At 67.9% G+C, this 20,414-nt stretch carries 17 protein-coding genes; 6 read left to right on the plus strand and 11 right to left on the minus strand.

Going from position 1 to position 20,414, the window contains the following annotated elements; genetic code table 11:
* Position 1: 1 nt before the first annotated feature.
* Both ACFVIV_RS30205 and ACFVIV_RS30210 read right to left on the minus strand, forming a co-directional pair.
* The gene (locus tag ACFVIV_RS30205; RefSeq protein ID WP_379202128.1) at positions 2–130 is read right to left on the minus strand and encodes a hypothetical protein; all 129 of its coding nucleotides are present in this window, start codon (positions 128–130) and stop codon (positions 2–4) included.
* A 151-nt stretch (positions 131–281) separates the two neighbouring features.
* On the minus strand, positions 282–1,322 hold the full coding sequence (locus tag ACFVIV_RS30210) for an AraC family transcriptional regulator (RefSeq protein ID WP_379202130.1): 1,041 nt from the start codon (positions 1,320–1,322) through the stop codon (positions 282–284).
* 34 nt (positions 1,323–1,356) lie between these two features.
* Here ACFVIV_RS30210 and ACFVIV_RS30215 point away from each other — a divergent pair, with 34 nt between their 5' ends.
* The 3 genes from ACFVIV_RS30215 to ACFVIV_RS30225 all read left to right on the plus strand — a co-directional run bounded on the left by ACFVIV_RS30215 (position 1,357) and on the right by ACFVIV_RS30225 (position 4,033).
* On the plus strand, positions 1,357–2,853 hold the full coding sequence (locus tag ACFVIV_RS30215; RefSeq protein WP_379202132.1) for a flavin-containing monooxygenase: 1,497 nt from the start codon (positions 1,357–1,359) through the stop codon (positions 2,851–2,853).
* 174 nt (positions 2,854–3,027) lie between these two features.
* Complete coding sequence (locus ACFVIV_RS30220) at positions 3,028–3,561, plus strand: Rv3235 family protein (protein ID WP_379202133.1); 534 nt, start codon at positions 3,028–3,030, stop codon at positions 3,559–3,561.
* Between the two features lie 133 nt (positions 3,562–3,694).
* Complete coding sequence (locus tag ACFVIV_RS30225; RefSeq protein ID WP_379202135.1) at positions 3,695–4,033, plus strand: Lsr2 family protein; 339 nt, start codon at positions 3,695–3,697, stop codon at positions 4,031–4,033.
* Between the two features lie 138 nt (positions 4,034–4,171).
* Here ACFVIV_RS30225 and ACFVIV_RS30230 read toward each other — a convergent pair whose 3' ends face one another.
* Positions 4,172–7,918, minus strand: a complete 3,747-nt coding sequence (locus ACFVIV_RS30230) for a BTAD domain-containing putative transcriptional regulator (RefSeq protein ID WP_379202137.1) — start codon at positions 7,916–7,918, stop codon at positions 4,172–4,174.
* Between the two features lie 261 nt (positions 7,919–8,179).
* On the opposite strand from ACFVIV_RS30230, the gene ACFVIV_RS30235 reads away from it, so the two are divergent.
* The gene (locus ACFVIV_RS30235; RefSeq protein WP_379202139.1) at positions 8,180–8,398 is read left to right on the plus strand and encodes a hypothetical protein; all 219 of its coding nucleotides are present in this window, start codon (positions 8,180–8,182) and stop codon (positions 8,396–8,398) included.
* Here ACFVIV_RS30235 and ACFVIV_RS30240 read toward each other — a convergent pair.
* Complete coding sequence (locus ACFVIV_RS30240) at positions 8,392–9,678, minus strand: M20 family metallopeptidase (protein WP_379202141.1); 1,287 nt, start codon at positions 9,676–9,678, stop codon at positions 8,392–8,394. The two genes, ACFVIV_RS30235 and ACFVIV_RS30240, sit on opposite strands and share 7 nt — an antisense overlap.
* 170 nt (positions 9,679–9,848) lie before the next feature.
* Between ACFVIV_RS30240 and ACFVIV_RS30245 the strand changes: the two genes are divergently transcribed.
* Both ACFVIV_RS30245 and ACFVIV_RS30250 read left to right on the plus strand, forming a co-directional pair.
* Positions 9,849–12,404, plus strand: coding sequence for an ATP-dependent Clp protease ATP-binding subunit (locus ACFVIV_RS30245; RefSeq protein ID WP_379202143.1), 2,556 nt, complete (start codon positions 9,849–9,851; stop codon positions 12,402–12,404).
* Positions 12,405–12,540: 136 nt separating this feature from the next.
* A complete protein-coding gene (locus tag ACFVIV_RS30250) occupies positions 12,541–13,044 on the plus strand; it encodes a PaaI family thioesterase (protein WP_379202145.1) in 504 nt (167 codons plus the stop codon).
* Between the two features lie 9 nt (positions 13,045–13,053).
* On the opposite strand, the gene ACFVIV_RS30255 is transcribed toward ACFVIV_RS30250, so the two are convergent.
* The 7 genes from ACFVIV_RS30255 to glpK all read right to left on the minus strand — a co-directional run bounded on the left by ACFVIV_RS30255 (position 13,054) and on the right by glpK (position 20,390).
* Positions 13,054–14,478, minus strand: coding sequence for a WGR domain-containing protein (locus ACFVIV_RS30255; RefSeq protein ID WP_379202146.1), 1,425 nt, complete (start codon positions 14,476–14,478; stop codon positions 13,054–13,056).
* Positions 14,479–14,519: 41 nt separating this feature from the next.
* Positions 14,520–14,738, minus strand: a complete 219-nt coding sequence (locus tag ACFVIV_RS30260; RefSeq protein ID WP_379202148.1) for a hypothetical protein — start codon at positions 14,736–14,738, stop codon at positions 14,520–14,522.
* Positions 14,739–14,755: 17 nt separating this feature from the next.
* The gene (locus tag ACFVIV_RS30265) at positions 14,756–15,223 is read right to left on the minus strand and encodes a hypothetical protein (protein WP_379202150.1); all 468 of its coding nucleotides are present in this window, start codon (positions 15,221–15,223) and stop codon (positions 14,756–14,758) included.
* A gap of 97 nt (positions 15,224–15,320) precedes the next feature.
* Positions 15,321–15,944, minus strand: coding sequence for a class I SAM-dependent methyltransferase (locus ACFVIV_RS30270; RefSeq protein WP_379202152.1), 624 nt, complete (start codon positions 15,942–15,944; stop codon positions 15,321–15,323).
* Between the two features lie 127 nt (positions 15,945–16,071).
* Complete coding sequence (locus ACFVIV_RS30275) at positions 16,072–16,902, minus strand: MIP/aquaporin family protein (protein ID WP_379202154.1); 831 nt, start codon at positions 16,900–16,902, stop codon at positions 16,072–16,074.
* A 234-nt stretch (positions 16,903–17,136) separates the two neighbouring features.
* The gene (gene glpD / locus ACFVIV_RS30280) at positions 17,137–18,849 is read right to left on the minus strand and encodes a glycerol-3-phosphate dehydrogenase (protein WP_379202156.1); all 1,713 of its coding nucleotides are present in this window, start codon (positions 18,847–18,849) and stop codon (positions 17,137–17,139) included.
* 11 nt (positions 18,850–18,860) lie between these two features.
* Positions 18,861–20,390, minus strand: a complete 1,530-nt coding sequence (gene glpK / locus ACFVIV_RS30285) for a glycerol kinase GlpK (protein ID WP_379202158.1) — start codon at positions 20,388–20,390, stop codon at positions 18,861–18,863.
* Between the last annotated feature and the right edge of the window lie 24 nt (positions 20,391–20,414).

A 20,414-nucleotide genomic window follows, 5' to 3' on the forward strand; every position in this document is an offset into this window, starting at 1 on the left:
GCTAATCGCGCACCCCGGCGATCTGCGCCAGCGGGTCGGTGCCGCTGAAGGTACTGCCCCCGGCCGCGCCGACGACCTTGCCGTGCAGGGTGATCAGCCATTGCCCGCACACACATCGCATGTACTGCACGGAGCGGTGCGAGGACACGGCCGTCGGAGAGGGCCAACTGCAGGAGGGGCATTCGGCTATCACCACGCCCATCCTGCTCCCATGATCGAATACACGCCCGGATCGACACGCGGGCAACCCGCAAACTCCTTGTGGGGAGGGCTGTATCGGATCAGCCGCCTTTACGAACGGCGGAGGGCGTTGTGCCCCACCAGCGCTGACAGCAGCGAGTGAAAACAGACTGTTCCGCGAGTCCGAGGAGCGAGGCCACCTGACTCATGGGCATATCGGTGGTGGTCAGATAGCGATGCGCCTCCCCACGGCGCACCTCGTCGAGCAGGGTGGCGAAGGAGGTGCCCTCGGCGGCCAGCCGGCGTTGCAGGGTGCGCGGATGGACGGTGAGAAGGCGTGCCACGGCGCCGATTTCGGGCGCGGTGGTGCCCAGCAGCTTCTGCAGCGTGGCCCGCACCCGCGGCGCGAGGGCCTGGGCCGCGCCGCCGGACTGCTGCGCCAGGAAGGCCATGGCGAGCCGGTGCAGGTTCTCGTCCCCGCCGGACAGCGGGCGGGTGGCCAGCGCGCTCGGCACCCGCAGCAGGGCGGCCGGGCGTTCGATTCGCACTGGCGCGCCGAAGAATTCCTCGTACACCCGAATGGGCGCGGCGGGCCGGTACGGCAGCTCGACCGAGCGCAGCCCGTACCGCTCCTCGGCCAGCTGCTGAATGGTGTGATGCACGAACGCCAATCCGAGATCGGTGCCCTGCACCGGTGTCGGCTCACCGGGCGCGGTGACGCCGTATCGCAGGGCGATCACGCCGCGATCCCCGTACGGATCCGGCACCATGGTCAGGCTCAGCGCGCGGGCGTGCACGAACAGGTAGCGGGAGGTGCACTCCAAGACGTGCGCCAGGGTCGGCGAATTGCGAATGGCGAGCGCGAGTGACCCGAGCATGGCCAGATCCTGGCGCAGGGAGGTGCGCAGGCCCAGATCCGGGCAGTGCAGCCGATGCGCGGCGAGCTCGAGCACCGCGCCCACCGCGTGATCGGGAACGAGCAGATCATCGGCGTCGAGGGCGGCGATGGGCAGCCCGCAGGCGGCGGCGAACTCCTCGGCATTGCCGCCCAGTTCGGCCACCGTGGCGCGGAAGCCGCGCAGGCCCGCGGACCGGATCACCGACATGTCGTCCAGGATCAAATACTTGTCGCGCAGAGTCAAGAATGGGGCCCGTGACCGGCCGAGACTGGAGATCATGAGCTCCGCGACTCCCGTCAGCGCCGAACACCTCGATGTCGTGATCGTCGGAGCCGGGCTCTCCGGCATCGGCGCGGCCTACCGTCTGCACACCGAACATCCGGGCCGCGGCTACGCGATTCTCGAGGCGCGCGACGCACTCGGCGGCACCTGGGATCTGTTCCGGTATCCCGGCATTCGCTCGGACTCGGACATGTTCACCCTCGGTTATCCGTTCAAGCCGTGGCGCGATGCCAAATCCATTGCCGACGGGCCGTCGATCCTGCGGTACATCACCGAGACGGCGACCGAGAACGGCATCGACCGGCATATCCGCTACGGGACCAGAGTCATTGCGGCGGAATGGGACAGCGCCGCGGCCCGGTGGACGCTCACGCTCGCGGTGCGCACCCCGGACGGCGTCGAGGAGCGGACGCTGACCTGTGGGTTCCTCTACTCGTGCTCGGGCTACTACGACTACGAGCACGGCTACGAACCGGAGTTTCCGGGCCTCGACGAGTTCACCGGCACGGTCGTGCACCCGCAATTCTGGCCGGAGGACCTGGATTACGCCGGCAAGAAGGTCGTGATCATCGGCAGCGGCGCGACCGCGGTGACGCTGGTGCCCGCCATGGCCGAACAGGCCGAGCGGGTGACCATGCTGCAGCGCAGCCCCACCTGGATCTCCGCCGTCCCCGGCCGCGACAGGCTCGCCGACCGGATTCGCGAGCTGCTGCCGGCGGAACTGGCGCACACGGTGATCCGCACCAAGAACATCCTGTTCAATGTGGGCTTCTACCAGTACTGCCGGCGGCGCCCGGAATCCGCGCGCAAGATGCTCACCGGGCTCACCACCCGCATCCTGAAGGATCCGGCGCTGGTGGCCGAGCATTTCACCCCGGATTACGATCCGTGGGACCAGCGGCTGTGCGCGGCGCCGGACGCGGATTTCTTCAAGGCCATGCGCAAGGGCAAGGCCGAGGTGGTCACCGATCACATCGAAACCTTTGTGCCGGAGGGCATCCGCTTGAAGTCCGGCAAGGTGCTGGCGGCGGACATCGTCGTCACCGCCACCGGATTGCAACTGCTCGCCTTCGGCGGCATCGAGCTGACCGTCGACGGCGCGCCCGTGCGCCTGAGCGAGGAATTCGTCTGGCAGGGCACCATGATCACCGGCATCCCCAATTTCGCGGTGTGCATCGGCTACACCAATGCGTCCTGGACGCTGCGCGCCGATCTCAGCTCGCGACTGGTCTGCCGGGTGCTCGGGTACATGGACCGCAATGGCTACGCCGCGGTGGCGCCGCGGCCGGATCGCGCCCTGGACGAGCGGCCGCTGCTGGATCTGGCCTCGGGCTACATTCAGCGCTCGATCGCGGCGTTCCCGCGCCAGGGCGATCGGCGACCGTGGCGGGTGCGGCAGAACTACGTGCTCGACGCGGCTACCACCATGCGCGCCAATCTGAGCCGGACGCTGCGGCCGGTGCGCGCGGCGGAGGCCCTGCAGCGGGTCTGACCCGCGTCGGCCGGAGGCCGGCGTCCCGAACGCGACACGCTGGGGGCCGGGTGCGCGAAGTTCGCGCAGTGGTCTACCCGCGTGCATCCGCGTGCCAGGCTGACACCATCACGTTGCCGAGGAGCGGTCGCCCCGGCCGTTATGGGTCGACTGCTCGCGTCGAGGGGAGCTGCGATGGCATTCGAGGGTGGATTCCTGCGGCCCGCACCGGAGTCGGAACCACCGCTGCGCCCGTGTCCCGGCGGCCGGGCGGAGCAGGCGCCGCCATCGCCGTCGTGTCGCAATAGCGTCACCTCGAATGCGGTTTCCCGGCGGCCGGGAACGATTGGTCTACAACGGATAATCCGGGCTTCGCACCCTGCGAAATCCTGCCACTCCGTCGAAGTCGACGCTGCGGCAAGGCAATTCGCAACAGCGGTGGTGCGGGTGGCGCTGGAGGTGCTCGACGGGCGCCGTTCCGTGGTGCAGTTGCGCCCGCTCGCGGTATCGACCGTGGTCGAGGCGGTGCGCACGGTGGTGAACGCGCGTCTGGTGCCCGGGCTCGAGCTCGGGGTCGCGGTCCTCACCAGGGTGGATGTGATCATGTCGGGGCCCGCGGCCGCCGAAGTTTGCGCCGGATACGACCGTGGCGCGCGGCATTTCGCGCTGGCCGCGCACATTGTGCGGGGACCTTCCGGGTGGCGGTTGACCGCATTCCGCGTGCGCTGAAGACCGGTCGGTCTCTGCGGTAATAGCAGAATTGTCTGATCTCGTGGAATTCCAAACGCGCCTGGTTTGAAACCTGCATCCCACGGCATTAGCATTTCGGCGAAAAGCGGCAACCTACGTGGAAGGGCAGTCCATGGCAAAGAAAGTCACCGTAACTCTGGTTGACGACTACGACGGTCAATCGAAGGCCGACGAGACCGTCTATTTCTCGATCGACGGGATGGACTACGAGATCGACCTGTCGATCAAGAACGCCGGCAAGCTGCGGGAGTCTCTCGAGCCCTGGACGGAGAAGGCCCGCAAGGTGGGCCGTTCCAAGCGCAAGGTGGCCGGCGGCCGTACCCGCCCGGCCGTGGACCGCGAGGAGAGCACCGCCATCCGGGAATGGGCGCGGGCGCAGGGCCACCAGGTTTCCTCGCGCGGCCGCATCCCGGCCGAGATCGTCGACGCGTACCAGCGGGCGAAGAAATAGCGCGGCAAAACGCGGAGCAGGTGAATTTCGGCCGGAGCCGGTGATCATGGGTCACCGGCTTCTGTCATATGCCCGCAATGTCGCGCCGAAACCCCCGGGCTGAAACCCTCGATTCCGGAATTTCCGCTGGTTGCCGACCTAGGCGGCCCGCAGCAGTGACTTTCCGGTATCGGGAAGTTCCTTCCGAATGCGATCAATCAGCCGCTGTGCCCGCGCGCGATGCGCGTCCGCCGCGGCGGTATCGCCGAGCGCTTCGGCCAGCTCCGCCAATACGGTGTCCATCGGGCCGAATGCGGTCATGCCGGTCTCGATGCCGATGAGCGTCCCGGTATGCGGCGAAAGGTATTCGTACAGTTCCCGAATCGTCGCGCCCGCCCCGAATGCCACCGCCACCCGCGCCAGCATGGCCGACATCCACACCGGATACGGGCAACTCGCCACCGGATCCGCCGCCTCGAATACCTTCCGCGCCCGCTCGGTTTCGCCCGCGTGCAGCAGCGCGAGCGCATAGGCCGGACCGAACGCGTCCGGCAAGGCCGCGTAGTTTTCGGCCAATCGCCCCACCAGCCCGGACAAATCCCCCCGCGCCCATCCGATCGCGAGCGCGCAGAACACCTTCGCCTCATCCTGGTTGGCCGTCCCGGACCGCGTCATCCGCTCCCCGAACCGCGCATACAACCGCTCCGCCAGATCGACGTCGCCCCGCAGCAATTCCATCGTCGCCGCGAAACAGCTCACCAGATCCAGCAATGGCTGCAACTGCCCCTCATCGGCGCACTCCACCGCGTGCGCCGCCCGCCGCCCCGCCGCCCGCAGATCCGCGTGCGCCACCGCCGCCCGATACCCCAGGTAGTGCGCCAGCGCCCGATACTCGGCCAGCCCGCCCACCGACGCCGCCCGCTCCAGTTCGGCCGCGAGCCGCCCGAACTCCGTCCCGAAATCGAACTCCAGATATGTCAGCGCATTGACGGCCGCGCACACCAACTCCGGCTCCCCGACCTCCCGCGCCACCGCCAGCGCCCGCCGCGCCAGCGCCCGTCCCGCCCCCTCGTACTCCTCGAACCCGGCCTCGAATGTCGCCGCGACCAGCAACCGCACCAGCATCTCCGCCCCCTGCCGCCCCTCCGGTTCGGCATCTCTCCCCGCGACCCCACCGCCTGCACCGCCGGTCGAGGGGCCCGCGCTCGTGTTCGAACCGCCCTCGGCGGTGAGCAAACCGTTCTCGGCCACAGGTGAACTGCGGTCGGCTGCGATTTCACCGCCCCCTCCGGCGGTCCTGTCGGCCGCCCCCGGGCTGTGCGACCAGGGGGACCGCGTTCGCGCGGCAGCATCTCCGGGCGGCGGGAACTCCGGTGGCGGAAGCGAGATCCACGAGGTGGGCGGAACAGCATTCGGCGGAACGGCGGCGGTGGCGGGTATGGGCGCGGCGGGACCCGGGGCTCCCGGATCGTGCCACGGCGCAGGGACCCCGTAGCGGGCCAGGGCGTGGGAAAGGGCGTGGCGCAGGCGGTGATCGGGGGCGGTCCACTCCCGGATCGCGAAGATGACCGGGGCGCGCCAGCAGGTGAGGGCGCGGGCGATGAGGTCGGGGGAGTCGAGGCGGGTGGCCAGGGTGAGGGCGCGGGCGCGTTCGATGCGGGCCTCGTGGTGCCGGTTGGCGTAGGCGAGGGCGGTGACCAGGGCGCAGCGGGCGTCCAGCAGCGCGATGCGGTCGGGGCGGTCGGCGTGCGCGGCGGCGTGGCCGGCCAGTTCGTGGAGTTCGACGGCGGCTCGGCACAGGCGCACGGTTTCGGTGCGCTCGCGGTGGTTCGCGTGGACGGCGGCGGCCGCGCGCACGTATTCGATGGCATGCGCGGCGGTCTCGGGGCTGGCGCCGAGGATGGCGTGGTGGGCCAGGATATCCGGATCGCGCGCCACCGCGGGATGGGAGTCGGCCAGCGATTCCAGCAGTTCCAGTGCGGCCCAGTGCATCCGGCCGCGGCGCAGCGCGGGGATGCCGAGATGGACGGCCTCACGGATCAGGGCGTGCGCGAAGGCGATGCGACCGGTGTGGCCGGTGGCGACCAGACCGGCGGCCTCGGCGGCGGCGATCAGGTCGATGAGGGTGTCTTCCGCAATTCCGGTGGCCAGGCCCAGAATGGCCAGGTCGAGGCCCTCGCCCCAGATCGAGATGTGCCGCAGCACGTCGGCGACCCCGGCGGGCAGCCGCGCGATGCGCTCCTCGATGAGCTCGCGGATGGATTCCGGAATCTCATCCGAATCACCCTGGGCGGCCATGAGTTTCGCCAGCTCGCGAATGAACAGCGGGTGGCCGCCGGTCCGTTCGTGCAGCTTGGCGAGCAGGTCGTCGCCGAGCACGCGCAGCCCGGCGGCCCGGGCGGCCCGCCTGGTCCCGGCCGGATCCAGCCCGGTGAGATCGAACCAGGCGACGGTATGCCGCGCCAGCGCGGCCGCGGTGGTGTGCACCCCCGGCCCGGCCTGCGAGCGGCGCAGCGTGACCACGATGAGCACCGGGTCCTCGCGCAGCCAGGTGGTGAGCTGGCGCAGCACCTGCAGCGTGGCGGTGTCGGCGCGGTGCACGTTCTCGAGCAGGATCGCCACGGGTTCGGTGGCGGCCGCGCGCTTACATCGCTGCGCGAGGGTCCGGGACATGGTGAAGGCGTCGTCGGCGCCGAGGGCTTCGGCGGCGGAGGTGAGCGCGTCGAGGTCGGCCAGTATCTCCGACCACGCCCAGGCCGCCGGTGCGCCGTCGACCTCCGGGCAGTTGCCGGTCGCCACCGTCCAACCGGTCGCTGCCAAGGCGGCGAGCGCGGTTTCGGCGAGCGTGGTCTTGCCGATCCCGGCCTCGCCGGCCACCCACACCAGCCGCAGCCGCCGGCCGCGGGCGCTCTCGGCAATGGTGAGCAGCTCCGACAATTCGGCGGTATAGCCGGTGGCGCAGGGTGTTTCGGCCGTCGGGTCGAAACCGCCGCCCGGCAGCACCACGGCCCGGCTCTCGTCCACGATGCCGGGCAGCATGGCGGTCAGCGACCAGGTCGGCGCGGGGCGGTCGCGCACCAGCAGCCGTGATTCCACCGGCAGCGGGGGCAGCCCGCCCGGCGGGGTCAGATCGGTCGAGTGCGTGAGTATCGCGGTCTCCAGATGCCGCACCGCGGGCGCGGGATCGATCCCGAATTCGGCGCCCAGGAATTCCCGGGAGCGCCGAATTGTGTTGAGCGCCTCCAGCTGCTGCCCGAGCTGGTATTGCGCCACCGCGAGCAGCCGTACCAATTCCTCGCGTCCCGGATATTCGTCGAACAGCCCGCGCAGTGCGATGACCACCTCCCCGGCGCGGCCCAATTCGAGTTCGGCCTGGGCCTTGAGTTCCACGGCGGTCAGGTGCAGATCGGTGAGCCGATCGGCCTCCGCGACAGCCCATTCGGTGTCCGCGAAGGCTTCCAGGGCGGGCCCGTGCCAGTGTGTGAGGACGGAGTCCAGCATGGTGTTGCGGGCCGTCGCTTCGGGCCGGACCTGGGATTTGCTGATCAGTTCCCGATAGTTTCGCAGCTGCTCCTCGAAATGCCAGGCATCGATGGAACTCTCGGGTATCTTCAGGGCGTAACCGGACGATTCGGACACTATGCACCGAGAGGGCGCGCGCCGCGCCCGATCCGGTTCGAACAGCCGGCGCAGCGTGTGGATGTGCACCTGCAGCACCGAGGCGGCCTTGGGCGGCGGTTGCCCGCACCACAGGTCCTCGATCAGGCGTTCGGTGCTGACGACCTGGCCGTGGGCGACGATGAGGCGACCGAGTACGGCGCGCTGCATGGGAGTTCCGAGCGGAATTTCGCGGCCGTCCAGCGACATGTACAGGGGGCCGAGCACCCGGACCTCAGGTCCTCGCATGGCTGCCCTCCTCGAACCGAAAGCAAACTGGACGTTCGCCGCAAGAAGAGCACTATCTCGCATAAACCCTGAGATGCCAAAAGGTTGCCAAAGAGTTGTCGAATAGTTACGGCCAGGGGCCGGACTTAGTTTTTTCTTATGATAAGCGAATATGTTCGCAATGCTAACAGTGTTACGCCGCAGCACAACTCGATCGGAAGTGAGCCGGAAGAGCGGAGTCGGATACTTCTGGATGGAAGCAAGATTGAGAAGGGTGGTGGCGTGATGCACCAATTTCCCGCTGGATTCGGTGCGGCCGGAGCCGAGCCGGAGGACGTCGGCTTCTATGTCGATCGCGACGGCGACATCTGGGAGAAGCGACCGGACGGCTGGCGCCTGGTCCTGCAGCGCGGTGTGCCCGTCGACCCCAAATCGCTGTGGGATTGGATCGAGGGCCACGTCCGCGACTACGCGCCGTTCTCCCCCGTCGGCGCCTATTGACGAGCGGGACTCAGCGCGCCGCTGAGATAGTTGTAGGCCACCTGCGCGTGCAGCCGCACGCCCGTGACCAGAGTGCCGTCGTCGGCGTAGAAGTGCGGGTTGTGGTTCATGGCGATACCGCGCCCGCCCGGCATCGGTGACGGCGTTCCGCTCGCGCTGATCTGCACATCCTGCACGCCGAGCATGACGTAGAGACCGCCGTACTTGTTGACCATCTCCGAGATGTCGTCGTAGCCGAGCGTCGGCGGCGCGGGAATCACCTTGTCGGCGCCCGCCACCCGCCGGAAGGTCGGCAGACCGGCGTCGATCCACGACTGCTCATTGTGCACCGCGGGCACATCCTGCATGAATTCCACGGTGGCCGAACAGTTGTAGGCCTGCGCGGTATGCGCGGCCAGGGTCTCCAGGCGCTTCTGCACCTCGGGCATGTCCGCCTCGACCGCCGCGCGAATGGTGCCCCACAGCGTCACCGTCTGGCCGATGATATTGAACCGCCCCACGTCCTCGACGTGCCCGATGGTCACCGTCACCGGGTCGTAGGCCGACACCTGGCGGTAGAGCTGGCCGATACCGGTGAGCACGGCGCCGGCGGCGGGCATGGGATCGATGCCCATCCACGGGGTGGACCCGTGCACCTGCTGACCGGTGATGGTGATCTTCACCAGACAGGACGCGCTGAACTGCACCCCGGCGCGATATCCGATCCAGCCCTTGGGAAGTGGGACCACGTGGAAGCCGAACACCATGGTCGGCGCGGGATCGTCGAGCGCGCCCTCGGCGAGCATCGCTGCGGCCCCGCCCTTTTCGCCGACCGGCGGCCCCTCCTCGGCGGGCTGGAAGACGAAAACCACGGTGCCGGGCAGCTGTTCGCGCACCGCGGCGAGAACGGTCGCCGCGCCCATGAGCATCGAGGTGTGGCAGTCGTGACCGCAGGCGTGCGAGACGGGGAACGGCCCGCCGGGATAGTCCTGGTCGGTGACCTGCGATGCGAAGTCGACCCCGCACAGATCGGGCACGGGGAGGGCGTCGATATCGGCGCGCAGCGCGATGACCCGATCACCGGGCTGCCCACCGCGCAGCACCCCGACCACCCCGTGCCCGGCAATACCGGTGCGCACCTCGTCGAGCCGCAGGGACCGCAGATGATCCGCGATCAGGGCCGCGGTATTCACCTCGCGATTGGACAGTTCCGGATGCTGGTGCAGGTGATGCCGCCACCCGACGACCTGGTCGGCCACCGCTGTGGCATGCGCGTCGAGCTCGTCGTGGATCGTGGTCATCGGGTTGCTCCTGACGGACCAGAGAGTCGAAACAAACTCATCACGGCGGGTTGCCGTCGGGCCTGAGGCTACTACTGTGGGCAGAGAGTTCGCCATTCGTTTGCTGTCGCGTCGATGCCTTATTGATCACGACTGGGATTCGGCGCGCCGCCTGACGCCGCGAGGTGCTTATGACTCAGGGTTGGCCCAGTTCCAGGGGTTCGTTCGACTCCTTCGACGATATCTTCCAGCGATTCTTCGGATCCGGTATGGCGGCGCAGCCGCCGGTGCAGCGCATCGATCTGAGTCGTTTGCTGAGTGAGAGCGCGAAGCAGATCGTGGACAGCGCCCGGCAGGCCGCCCATGACTGGGGGAGTGCGGAGATCACCCCCGAGCACCTGCTCTACGCGGCCGCGGAGGTGGAACCGGCCGCGAGCATCATCGCCGAAATCGGCCGGGACCCCGAGGAACTGCGCGAGCAGATGCGGGCCGCGGCCGGCAGCGGGATCGGCGCGCACGGGGGCGGGCACGCGCTGGCGCTGAGCCCGGCGGCGAAGGTCGCGCTGCGCAATGCCCAGCGCAGCGCCGCCGAGGCGGGCAGCAGCTACATCGGGCCCGAGCACATCCTGCTCGGCATCGCCGGCAATCCGGAGACCGCGGCCGCGCAGGCGCTGTCGGGGGCGAAACTACCGGCCGCGCCCGGCCACAAGGAGCCCAGCGATACGCCCACGCTCGACGAATACGGGCGCGATCTCACCGCGGAGGCGCGGGCGGGCAAGGTCGATCCGGTGGTCGGGCGGGCGCAGGAGATCGAGCAGACCGTCGAGATCCTGTCGCGGCGGCGCAAGAACAATCCGGTGCTCATCGGCGATCCGGGCGTCGGCAAGACGGCCATCGTGGAGGGCCTGGCGCAGCGCATCGTCAATGGGGACGTGCCCGCGACGCTGGCCGATCGGCGGGTCATCGCGCTGGACGTGAGTTCGATGGTGGCGGGCAGCAAGTACCGCGGCGAATTCGAGGAGCGGCTGACCAAGGTGCTCGACGAGGTGCGCGCGCATTCGGACGAACTGGTGGTGTTCATCGACGAACTGCACACCATCGTCGGCGCGGGCGGTGGCGGCGAGGGGTCCATGGACGCGGGCAATATGCTCAAACCCGCACTGGCGCGCGGTGAACTGCACGCCATCGGCGCCACCACCATCGACGAATATCGCAAGTACATCGAGAAGGACGCGGCCCTGGAGCGCCGCTTCCAGCCGGTCATGGTGTCCGAGCCGTCGGTGGCCGACACCATCGAGATCCTGCGCGGACTGGTCGATGTGTACGAGGAGCACCATCAGGTGCGCTACGACGACGAGGCGCTCATCGCGGCGGCCGAGCTGTCCGATCGCTATCTCACCGACCGGTTCATGCCGGACAAGGCCATCGATCTGGTGGATCAGGCCGGTGCGCGCGTGCGGCTGCGCACCCGCACACCGGATCCGAAGGAGCGCGAGCAGGAGGAGAAGCTGGCGCGGCTGCGGCGGGAGAAGGACGCCGCGGTCGCCTCCGAGGACTACGAGAAGGCGAACGAGCTCAAAGCCGAGATCGCCAAGGCGGAGCAGAAGTCCGCGGCCGACGACGCACCGGTGGAGGTGCAGGAGGTGACGGTCACCGATATCGCCGAGGTGGTGTCGCGGCAGACCGGCATTCCCGTCGCGGATCTCACCGTGGAGGAGCGGCAGAAGCTGCTGAGACTCGAAGAGGTGCTGCACAAGCGCGTCATCGGGCAGGAGGAGGCCATTGTGGCGGTCGCCGAGGCGGTGCGCCGCGCCCGCGCCGGGCTGAAGGATCCGGATCGGCCCATCGGCTCGTTCCTGTTCCTGGGACCGACCGGCGTCGGCAAGACCGAGCTGGCGAAAGCCTTGGCGCAGGCGGTATTCGGGGACGAGGACCGGCTCATTCGCTTCGATATGAGCGAATTCCAGGAGAAGCACACGGTGTCGCGGCTGGTGGGCGCGCCGCCCGGATACGTCGGCTACGACGATGCCGCGCAGCTCACCGACAAGGTGCGCCGCCAGCCGTATTCGGTGATCCTGTTCGACGAGGTCGAGAAGGCGCATCCGGATGTGTTCAATGTGCTGCTGCAACTGCTCGACGACGGCCGGGTCACCGATTCCAAGGGTCGCACCGTGGATTTCAAGAACACCATTGTCATCCTCACCAGCAATATCGGCTCCGATCTCATCCTGTCCGCGAAAGACGGTGACCTGGACTCGATTACGCCGCAGCTGGAGGAGCGGCTGCGCAAGCACTTCCGGCCGGAGTTCCTCAACCGGCTCGACGAGCAGATCGTCTTCCACCGGCTGGACAAGTCGCAGCTGCGCGAGATCGTCGACCTGGTGCTCGACGGCACGCGGCGGCGGCTGCGCGCTCAGGACATCGAGCTCGATGTGTCGGAGCAGGCCATGGATTGGCTGGCGGACAATGGGTATCAGCCCGAATTCGGCGCCCGACCGCTGCGCCGCACGGTGCAGAAGCAGCTGGACAACAACCTCTCCAAGAAGATCCTCGACGGCGCGCTGGCCCCGGGCGACACCGTGCGCATCGACGCGGACGACTCCGGGCTGCTCGTCGAGGCGGTGCATCGCGAGCGGGACAAGACGAGCGAGGGCTCGATCATGACCGCGAAGAACACCAATGGCCACGCCAAGAACGGCAAGAGCAGCGGCAAGGCCAAGAGTGGTAAGGCCGCGACCAAGAGCTGAACTCCTGGTGGAAGGCCGTCCTCGTCATTCCGGCGCGTTCTTGGCCGGAATCCACCGGTGTGGATCCCGGCCAAAAGCATGCCGGGATGACGGGATGTGACTCGCTTTGCTGATGAATCTGGGTTAACTTTTTTGAATGGAGGAAGATCGCGCCGCGGCAGCGCTGCCGCTCGGCGAGCGGTTCGCCGACGGTCCGTTCCCGCCGCACCACCACGGGTGCTTCGGATGCGGCCCGTCGAACCCGGCCTCGCCGCTCATCAGCTTCGTGCGGCGGGGTGACCTCGTGCGTGGCACATTCATGCTGGATCACCGGCATCAGGGGGCGCCGGGGGTGGCGCACGGCGGGATCGTCGCCGCCGCCCTGGACGAGGCCTGCGGCTCCATCCTGTTCCCGCTGCAGCAGCCGGCGGTCACGGTGAAGCTGGATGTGGACTTCAAGGCCCCGGCCCGGTTGCATCGAGAATTCGTCGTAACTTCCATGCTGAGCGCCCGGGAGGGCCGCAAACTGTTCATCGATGCGGTGCTCACCGATGGCGACACCGTGATCGCGACCGGCCGGGCGATTTTCGTCGAGGTCGATCACGATCACTTCGTGCAGCTGGGCGCCAATCCCGGCGAGCTCTCCAGTCTCGGCGCCTGACCGCCGCCGTCAGCCCAGACGGCGGATATCGCCGCGGACGCGGTAGAACCCGCCGCGGGCCGATTCGGCGACCGCGTCCACCACATAGCGCGCCCCCGCCTCGCGAATCTCGCGGGGGAACTGGACATTCCAGTTGCTCCGGTAACCGGCGGACACGACGTGCACGCGCAGGTTGGTCCCCTCCTGCACGCATTCCACCACGATGCCGTCACCGGCCTCGGCCACCAATTCCACGGTGGCACTGGGGGTTACCGCGGAGATCTCCGGCGCCTTCACCGAAACCGTCTGCGGCAGCACACCCTGCTCCGCGTCGCGAATGGCCGTCTCGCTGACATCCAGGCAGGCCAGGGTGCCATTGGTGGTGACCAGGTACAGCTTCTCGTCGTGATACTGCATGGAATACGCCGACCCGCACCGGGTGGCCAGCTTCCACAGTCGCTGTCCCGAGGAGTCGAAGCAGTACACCGAGGAGTAGTTGTCGCCGGCGAAGACGTAACGCCCGTCCGGTGACGTGGCGCAGGAGAATACGGCCGCATCGCATTGATAGGTGCGTTCGGACTGCCCGTTCTTGGCCACCATCCGTACCTGATTGTGGCTGGTGCCCGCGTACACCGCATCGGCCTCCTGCCAGCCGAACAGCACCGAGCCGTTCGTGCCCACCTGCCACCGCTGGTCACCGCTGGCCAGGTCGTATGTGGTGACGCCGTCGGAATGCCCGTGGTACACGCCTTCCCGGTCGATGCGCACCATCCACCCGGAGTTCCCGGTGCTGCGCCGCGACCACAGCGATTCCTCCTCGTGGTCGATGACCGTCAGCCCGCCCTGCCGGTCGGAGACGCCGAGGATGCCGTCGTGAATATCCAGCCAGTAGATGTCGACATTGGCCGCGATATCGTAGGCCGCGCGCGGCACCTTCCCCGACAGGTCGTACACCCGGCCGTCGTCACATCCGGCGTAGATCCAGAAGTCGTCCGCCACAATGCACTTCACGGCATCCGGCAGCTTGAATCGCCCCGTCACCTCACCGCCGGGCGTCAGCGTGAACACATCACCGCTCTCATTGCCCACCCAGCAGCGCCGCTCGTCCACGAAGATCCCGAACGCCGCCGCGCCCGAATCGAAGGTCCACAGCACCGGCGCCGATTTCGCCGTCGACCGCTGACTGACAATGGCCCGCCGCGTCACCGGCCGCTTCCCCCGCGCCCCCATCACCGCGGGCGCATACCCCTTCCGAATCTTCTCATTGATCTTCTTGGTCGCAGCCGCCCGCGCCTTCTCCACCGTGGCGAACGAACTCACCGTCCGCTGCCCCGCATCCCCGATCCGCCCATACCGAATCGTGACCTCCGTCCCCGCCACCACAACTTCATAGAACTTGTGTGCCGACCCGCTGTCCTCGGACAGTTCGAGATAAGTGGTCGCCCCGCTGGTCATGCTCTGCTCCGTGCCTCACGTCAACTGATGTGACGCGAAAACTAGCAACCCCCACCGACATTCGCGCGCCAGTTGGAGGGCTGCCGTCGGCCTGCGGCAGCCGCCAAGGCATACAGCACTCGCCGCTCATCGTCGATCGCGTACCAGATTCGGCCCCCGCCGGTCACCTCGTATTGCCACTGCTCCAGTGCGCCGCCCTCCACTACGACCCGGCCGAGGTCGAACCGGAGTGGACCAGCCAGTCGGTCTCCGGACTTCATCTCCTCTCCCGAGTCCGTCAGCCATCGGCGCTACCCGGACGCTCGACGTCAACCGCATCGGCCGTATCGAATGGTCCGCGTAGCCGTCGCGTGAGCTCGGGATCGGAGTAGATTTCGGCGGTCGATTGCCATTCGCGCAGTGCGCGTGAGAATGGGAGCAGCAGACCGGTTTCCGCGCCGGCGAGCAAGTGATCCAGGAGCTCTTTGACGCACTGGGGGCGGGCTTCCAGTGGAAGCCAGGTCAGCCAGGGCAGCTCCTCGGCGAAGACCTCCTCGGCGAGTTCGCGGTTGGCTCTGGCGACGATCGCCAGTGAACGAGCTGCGAGACCCAACCCCTTGACCATGGCCTCGAATCGCTCGGAGCGCATCAGCACCAGGTTCTCCGCGTCACGCCGCTCGAGGATTACATCAGCATCGTCGAGCGCGGGGAACACGCTGGTCTGCTTGTTGATCAGCGTGGAGAACGGGAAGGTTCGGGTGGCCATGGCACCATCGTACCGGGAATTCGAAACTAGTTCAGTAGTTCGCGGCGGTGGTGCTTCACGAGTAGCCCGGTTGCCAACTCCCTAGGTCGGCGTTGTTTCACACCGGGGGCTTGGTCCAGGTGAGGGAATACCGCCACATCACGTGGCGGCGGAATCGGGCTCCGGGCAGGATGTCTCGGGCGATGGCCGCCATCTCCCGGTAGGTCACCGGAGGCGGCCACACGATCGGTGACGGGTGCTCCCACTTCGTCTTGGTCAAGCGAAACCACGTGAAGCCCGTGATGCCCGCGAGAGCCCAGGGCAGGTCCCTGGGCAGCGCATCACGGGCGAGGCCGACGACCGCCAAAGTTCCGCCCGGACGGAGCAATTCCCGCATTCGCTTCAGACCGGCGGCCGCGTCCATGTGGTGCAGCGTCGCGACCGAGACGATTCCGTCGAACGACTCCGGCTCGAACGGGTGGGTCAGGAAATCCCCGCACACGTACTCGATCTCCCCACCCGGCGACTGCTTCCGGGCCTGTTCGATACCCGGCTCGTCGAGATCGATCCCCGTCACCCGCGCACCACGCGCGTGCAGCCGCCGAGCGAGCATCCCCTCACCGCACCCGACATCGAGCACGGCTCCCCCCGTCGGCACAGCCTCCACCAGAAGCCGGTGATAGTGGATATTCCCGTTCCACCGCTCGCCATCCGGCACCTCGATACCCCGCGTCCAGCCCACGCGACTCCTCCCGTCAGTCCTCCCCGCAGCCTAGCCAGGGTCTGGACAAACGATCACCGGGAACTGGTGGCGGCATTTCGCGGGTAGCCCCCGCCATCAGTTCCCGGTCGGCGTCGTTTCACATTGGCTAGAGGTAGAGCTGGGCGACCAGGCCGGCGAGGGCTCCGCCGACGAGGGGGCCGAGGACCGGGACCCAGGAGTAGGACCAGTCGGCATTCTTGTGGGTCGAGGACACCGGGGCGCCGGGGCTTTCGTCGACGACCGAGTGGGCGCCGCCGCCGGAGTTGACGTCGGCGGGCAGGCGCTTGGGCAGCACATTGGCCGAGCGGGTGGTCGGGAGCAGCGCGTAGGCGATGCGGGGGCCGAGGTCGCGGGCCGGGTTGATGGCGTAGCCGGTCGGGCCGCCCAGGGAGGCGCCGATGCCGACGACCAGCAGGGCCGCGGCCAGCGGGCCGAGGCCGCTGGGGGTGTGGCCGAAGGCCAGGATCACGAAGACCAGGGCGAAAGTGGCGATGACCTCGGTGACGAAGTTCCAGGAGTAGGAGCGGATGGCCGGGCCGGTGGAGAAGATGCCCAGCTTCTTGCCCTCGTCGGGTTCCTCGTCGAAGTGCTTCTTGTACGCCAGGTACGCGACGCACGCGCCGAGGAAGGCGCCCACCAGCTGGGCGGAAATATAGGCGACGGTATTGACGAAGTTCACCGGAATTCCCGGTGCGTACTCCGATGCGCCACTGAACAGCATGCCGATGGTGACCGCGGGATTGAGATGACCGCCCGTCTTGTAGGCGACATACACGCCCGCGAAAACGCCGAGACCCCAGCCGAAAGTAATGAGCAGCCAGCCTCCGTCGAAGCCTTTCGACTTCGAAAGCAATACGTTGGCTACGACGCCTGCGCCGAGCAGGATCAGGACACCGGTACCCAGTGCCTCACTGACGAATATAGAGCTGAAGTCCATCGATGCGCCTCCCGTTCGGCGTCGCTGCCAGTCCGGACAAGACTTTACGGTCCTTTGTCCAGCAAATCTGTAGAAACACGCTAGGGGGTAATGCGCTTCGGACACAAGTCCGCAATCATTATCGAAAAGCCCGGAGGTGCAGCACTATTCGATTCCCGGAAACGCCGGACAGCGCCGCGCCGGAATATTCCGGTGCGGCGCTGTTCGCCTGTGAAATTGTGTACGCGGATCGGATCAGCGCGCGGCGACTAGACGCGCGGCATTGGCGGACTCGTCGTCGCGGGCTTCATTGGCGGCGAGTTCGGCGTGCACGCGGTCGTAGTAGCGGTTGATCTCCGCATTGGTGCGCTCGTCGTCCCAGCCCAGGTGCGGGGCGATGAGGCGGGCGATCTCGCCGGCCGCCTCCAGGCCGCGATCGGGCACCTCGATGGAGATGCGGGTGCGGCGGGTGAGGATGTCGTCGAGGTGCAGCGCGCCTTCGTGGGTGACGGCGTAGACGGCCTCGGCGGCGATGTAGTCCTCGGCGCCCCGGATCGGTTCGCGCAGTGCGGGAACCGCGGCAATGAGGTCGAAGATGTTCTCCGACAGCGAGCCGTAGCGGCCCAGCAGGTGTTCCACGACCTCGACCGGGAGGTCGGCGCGCGCGGCCACGCCGGGCAGGTCGGCGAGCATGTCCTGGTAGCCGACCGCGCCCAGGATGGGCAGGTTCTCGGTGGTCGAGCGCGGGGCGTCGCTGCCGAGGGTCTCGACGGCGGCGTCCACCACATCGGCGGCCATCACCCGGTAGGTGGTGTACTTGCCGCCCGCGATGACGAACAGACCGGGGGCCGGCTCGGCGACCGCGTGCTCGCGGGAGAGCTTGGAGGTCTGCTTGGACGCACCGGTCATGAGCGGGCGCAGGCCCGCGTAGGTGCCGACGATGTCGGCGCGGGTGAGCGGCTCGCGCAGCACGGCATTGACGTGGTCGAGGATGTACTGCACATCCGCGGCGCTGGCCGTCGGGTGGTTCTTGTCCAGGGTCCAGTCGGTGTCGGTGGTGCCGATGATCCAGTGCTCGGCCCACGGGATCACGAACAGCACGGACTTCTCGGTGCGCATGATCAGGCCGGTGCCCATGTCCAGGCGCTCGCGCGGAACCATGATGTGCACGCCCTTGGACATGCGCACGTGGAACGGGAACTCCACGCCGGTCATCTTGATCATGTCGTCGGTCCACACGCCGGTCGCGCTGATCACGGTGCGCGCCCGGATGGTGTGCTCCAGACCGGTTTCCAGGTCCTCGACCTTCGCGCCGACGACCCGCTCGCCCTCGCGGATGAGCCCGGTGACCTTGGTGCGGGTGAGCACGGTCGCGCCGTGCTGGGCGGCGGTGCGGGCCAGCATCATGGTGTGGCGGGCATCGTCGACCTGGGCGTCGTAGTAGCGGATGGCGCCGGTCATGGCGTCGTCCTTGAGCGCCGGAGCCAGTTCCAGGGCCTTGGTGCGGGACATGTGCCGGTGCATGGGCACCGCCCGCGCGCCGCCGAGGGTGTCGTAGAGGGCCACGCCGGCGCCGATGTAGGCGCGCTCCCAGACGCGGTGCTGCAGCGGGATGAGGAAGGACACCGGGTGCACCAGGTGCGGGGCCAGCTTGCTCAGCAGCAGGCCGCGTTCCTTCAAAGCCTCACGGACCAGGATGAAGTCGAGCATCTCCAGGTAGCGCAGGCCGCCGTGGATGAGCTTGGAGGACCGGCTCGAGGTGCCGGCGGCGAAGTCGCGCGCCTCGACCATGGTGACGGACAGGCCGCGGGCGGCGGCGTCCAGCGCGGCGCCCGCGCCGGTCACTCCACCGCCGATGACCAGAACGTCGATTTCGGTGTCGCCGAGCGCATCGATGGCCCGGGCGCGGTAGGCGGGATCCAGTTGTGCGGACACGGAATGCTCCTTGTTATCGGGGTTTTGAGTCATCGGGGGCAGCGCTACTCGTCGTCTTCATCGATATCGACCCAGTCGAGGGTGCGCGAAACGGCTTTCAGCCAGCGGGCGTACTTGCGTTCGCGCTTCGCCTCGTCCCAGGTGGGCTGCCAGCGCTTGTCCTCGTGCCAGTTGGCGACGAGTTCGTCTGTGTTGTTCCAGAATCCGACGGCCAGGCCGGCGGCGTAGGCCGCGCCGAGCGCGGTGGTCTCCGCGACCACCGGGCGCGAGACCGGGACACCGAGGAAGTCGGCCTGGATCTGCATGGCCAGTTCATTGGCGGTGACACCGCCGTCCACGCGCAGGGTTTCGAGCTTGACCCCGGAATCGCGCTGCATGGCCTCGACCACGTCGCGGGTCTGGTAGCAGATGGATTCCAGTGTGGCCCTGGCCAAGTGGGCGTTGTTGGAGTACCGGGACAGGCCCACGATCGCACCGCGGGCATCGGGCCGCCAGTACGGGGCGAACAGGCCGGAGAAGGCGGGCACGAAGTACACGCCGCCGGTGTCCTGCACCTGCCGGGCCAGATTCTCGATCTGCGATGCGCCGGAGATGATTCCGAGCTGATCGCGCAGCCACTGCACGGCCGAACCGGTGACGGCGATGGAGCCTTCGAGGGCGTACACCGGCTTGTCGTCGCCGAACTGGTAGGCGACGGTGGTCAGCAGGCCGTGCTTGGAGTGCACAATCTCTGTACCGGTATTCAGCATCAGGAAATTCCCTGTGCCGTAAGTGTTCTTGGCCTCACCGGGGCGGAAGCACACCTGGCCGACGGTGGCGGCCTGCTGATCGCCGAGCACGCCGGCGATCGGGACCGCGCCCTTGAACGGTCCGTCGGGATTGGTCATGCCGAAGCCCTCGGGATTGGAGGACGGCGCGATGGCGGGCAGCATGGCGCGCGGAATTCCGAAGACCGCCAGCAGCTCCTCGTCCCAGTCCAAGGTTTCGAGGTCCATGAGCATGGTGCGCGAGGCATTGGTCGGATCGGTGATGTGCACGCCGCCGCGGGTGCCGCCGGTGAGGTTCCAGATGATCCAGGAGTCCGGGGTTCCGAAGAGCGCGTCGCCCTGCTCGGCGTCCTCGCGCACGCCCGGGACATTGTCGAGGATCCACTTGACCTTGCCGCCGGAGAAGTACGGGGCGGGCGGCAGACCGGCCTTCTCGCGAATGAGATCGCCGTGCCCGGCCTTCTCCACCTCCGCGATGATGCGGTCGGTGCGGGTGTCCTGCCAGACGATGGCGTTGTAATAGGGGCGTCCGGTGCGGCGGTTCCACACAATGGTGGTCTCGCGCTGATTGGTGACGCCGACCGCGGCCAGATCGGCGGCGGTGAGGCGGGCCCCGGCGAGGGCGCTCTTGATCACAGTGCGCGCGCGTTCCCAGATCTCGTCCGGATTGTGTTCCACCCAGCCGGCCTGCGGCATGATCTGCTCGTGTTCGAGCTGATGGCGGGCAACCACATTGCCGCCGTGGTCGAAAACCATGAAGCGCGTGGAGGTCGTGCCCTGATCAATGGCCCCGACGTACTGCGTCATCGCGATCCTTTCCGGAACCTCGTC

Source organism: Nocardia sp. NPDC127526 (assembly GCF_042672265.1).
GTDB lineage: Bacteria > Actinomycetota > Actinomycetes > Mycobacteriales > Mycobacteriaceae > Nocardia.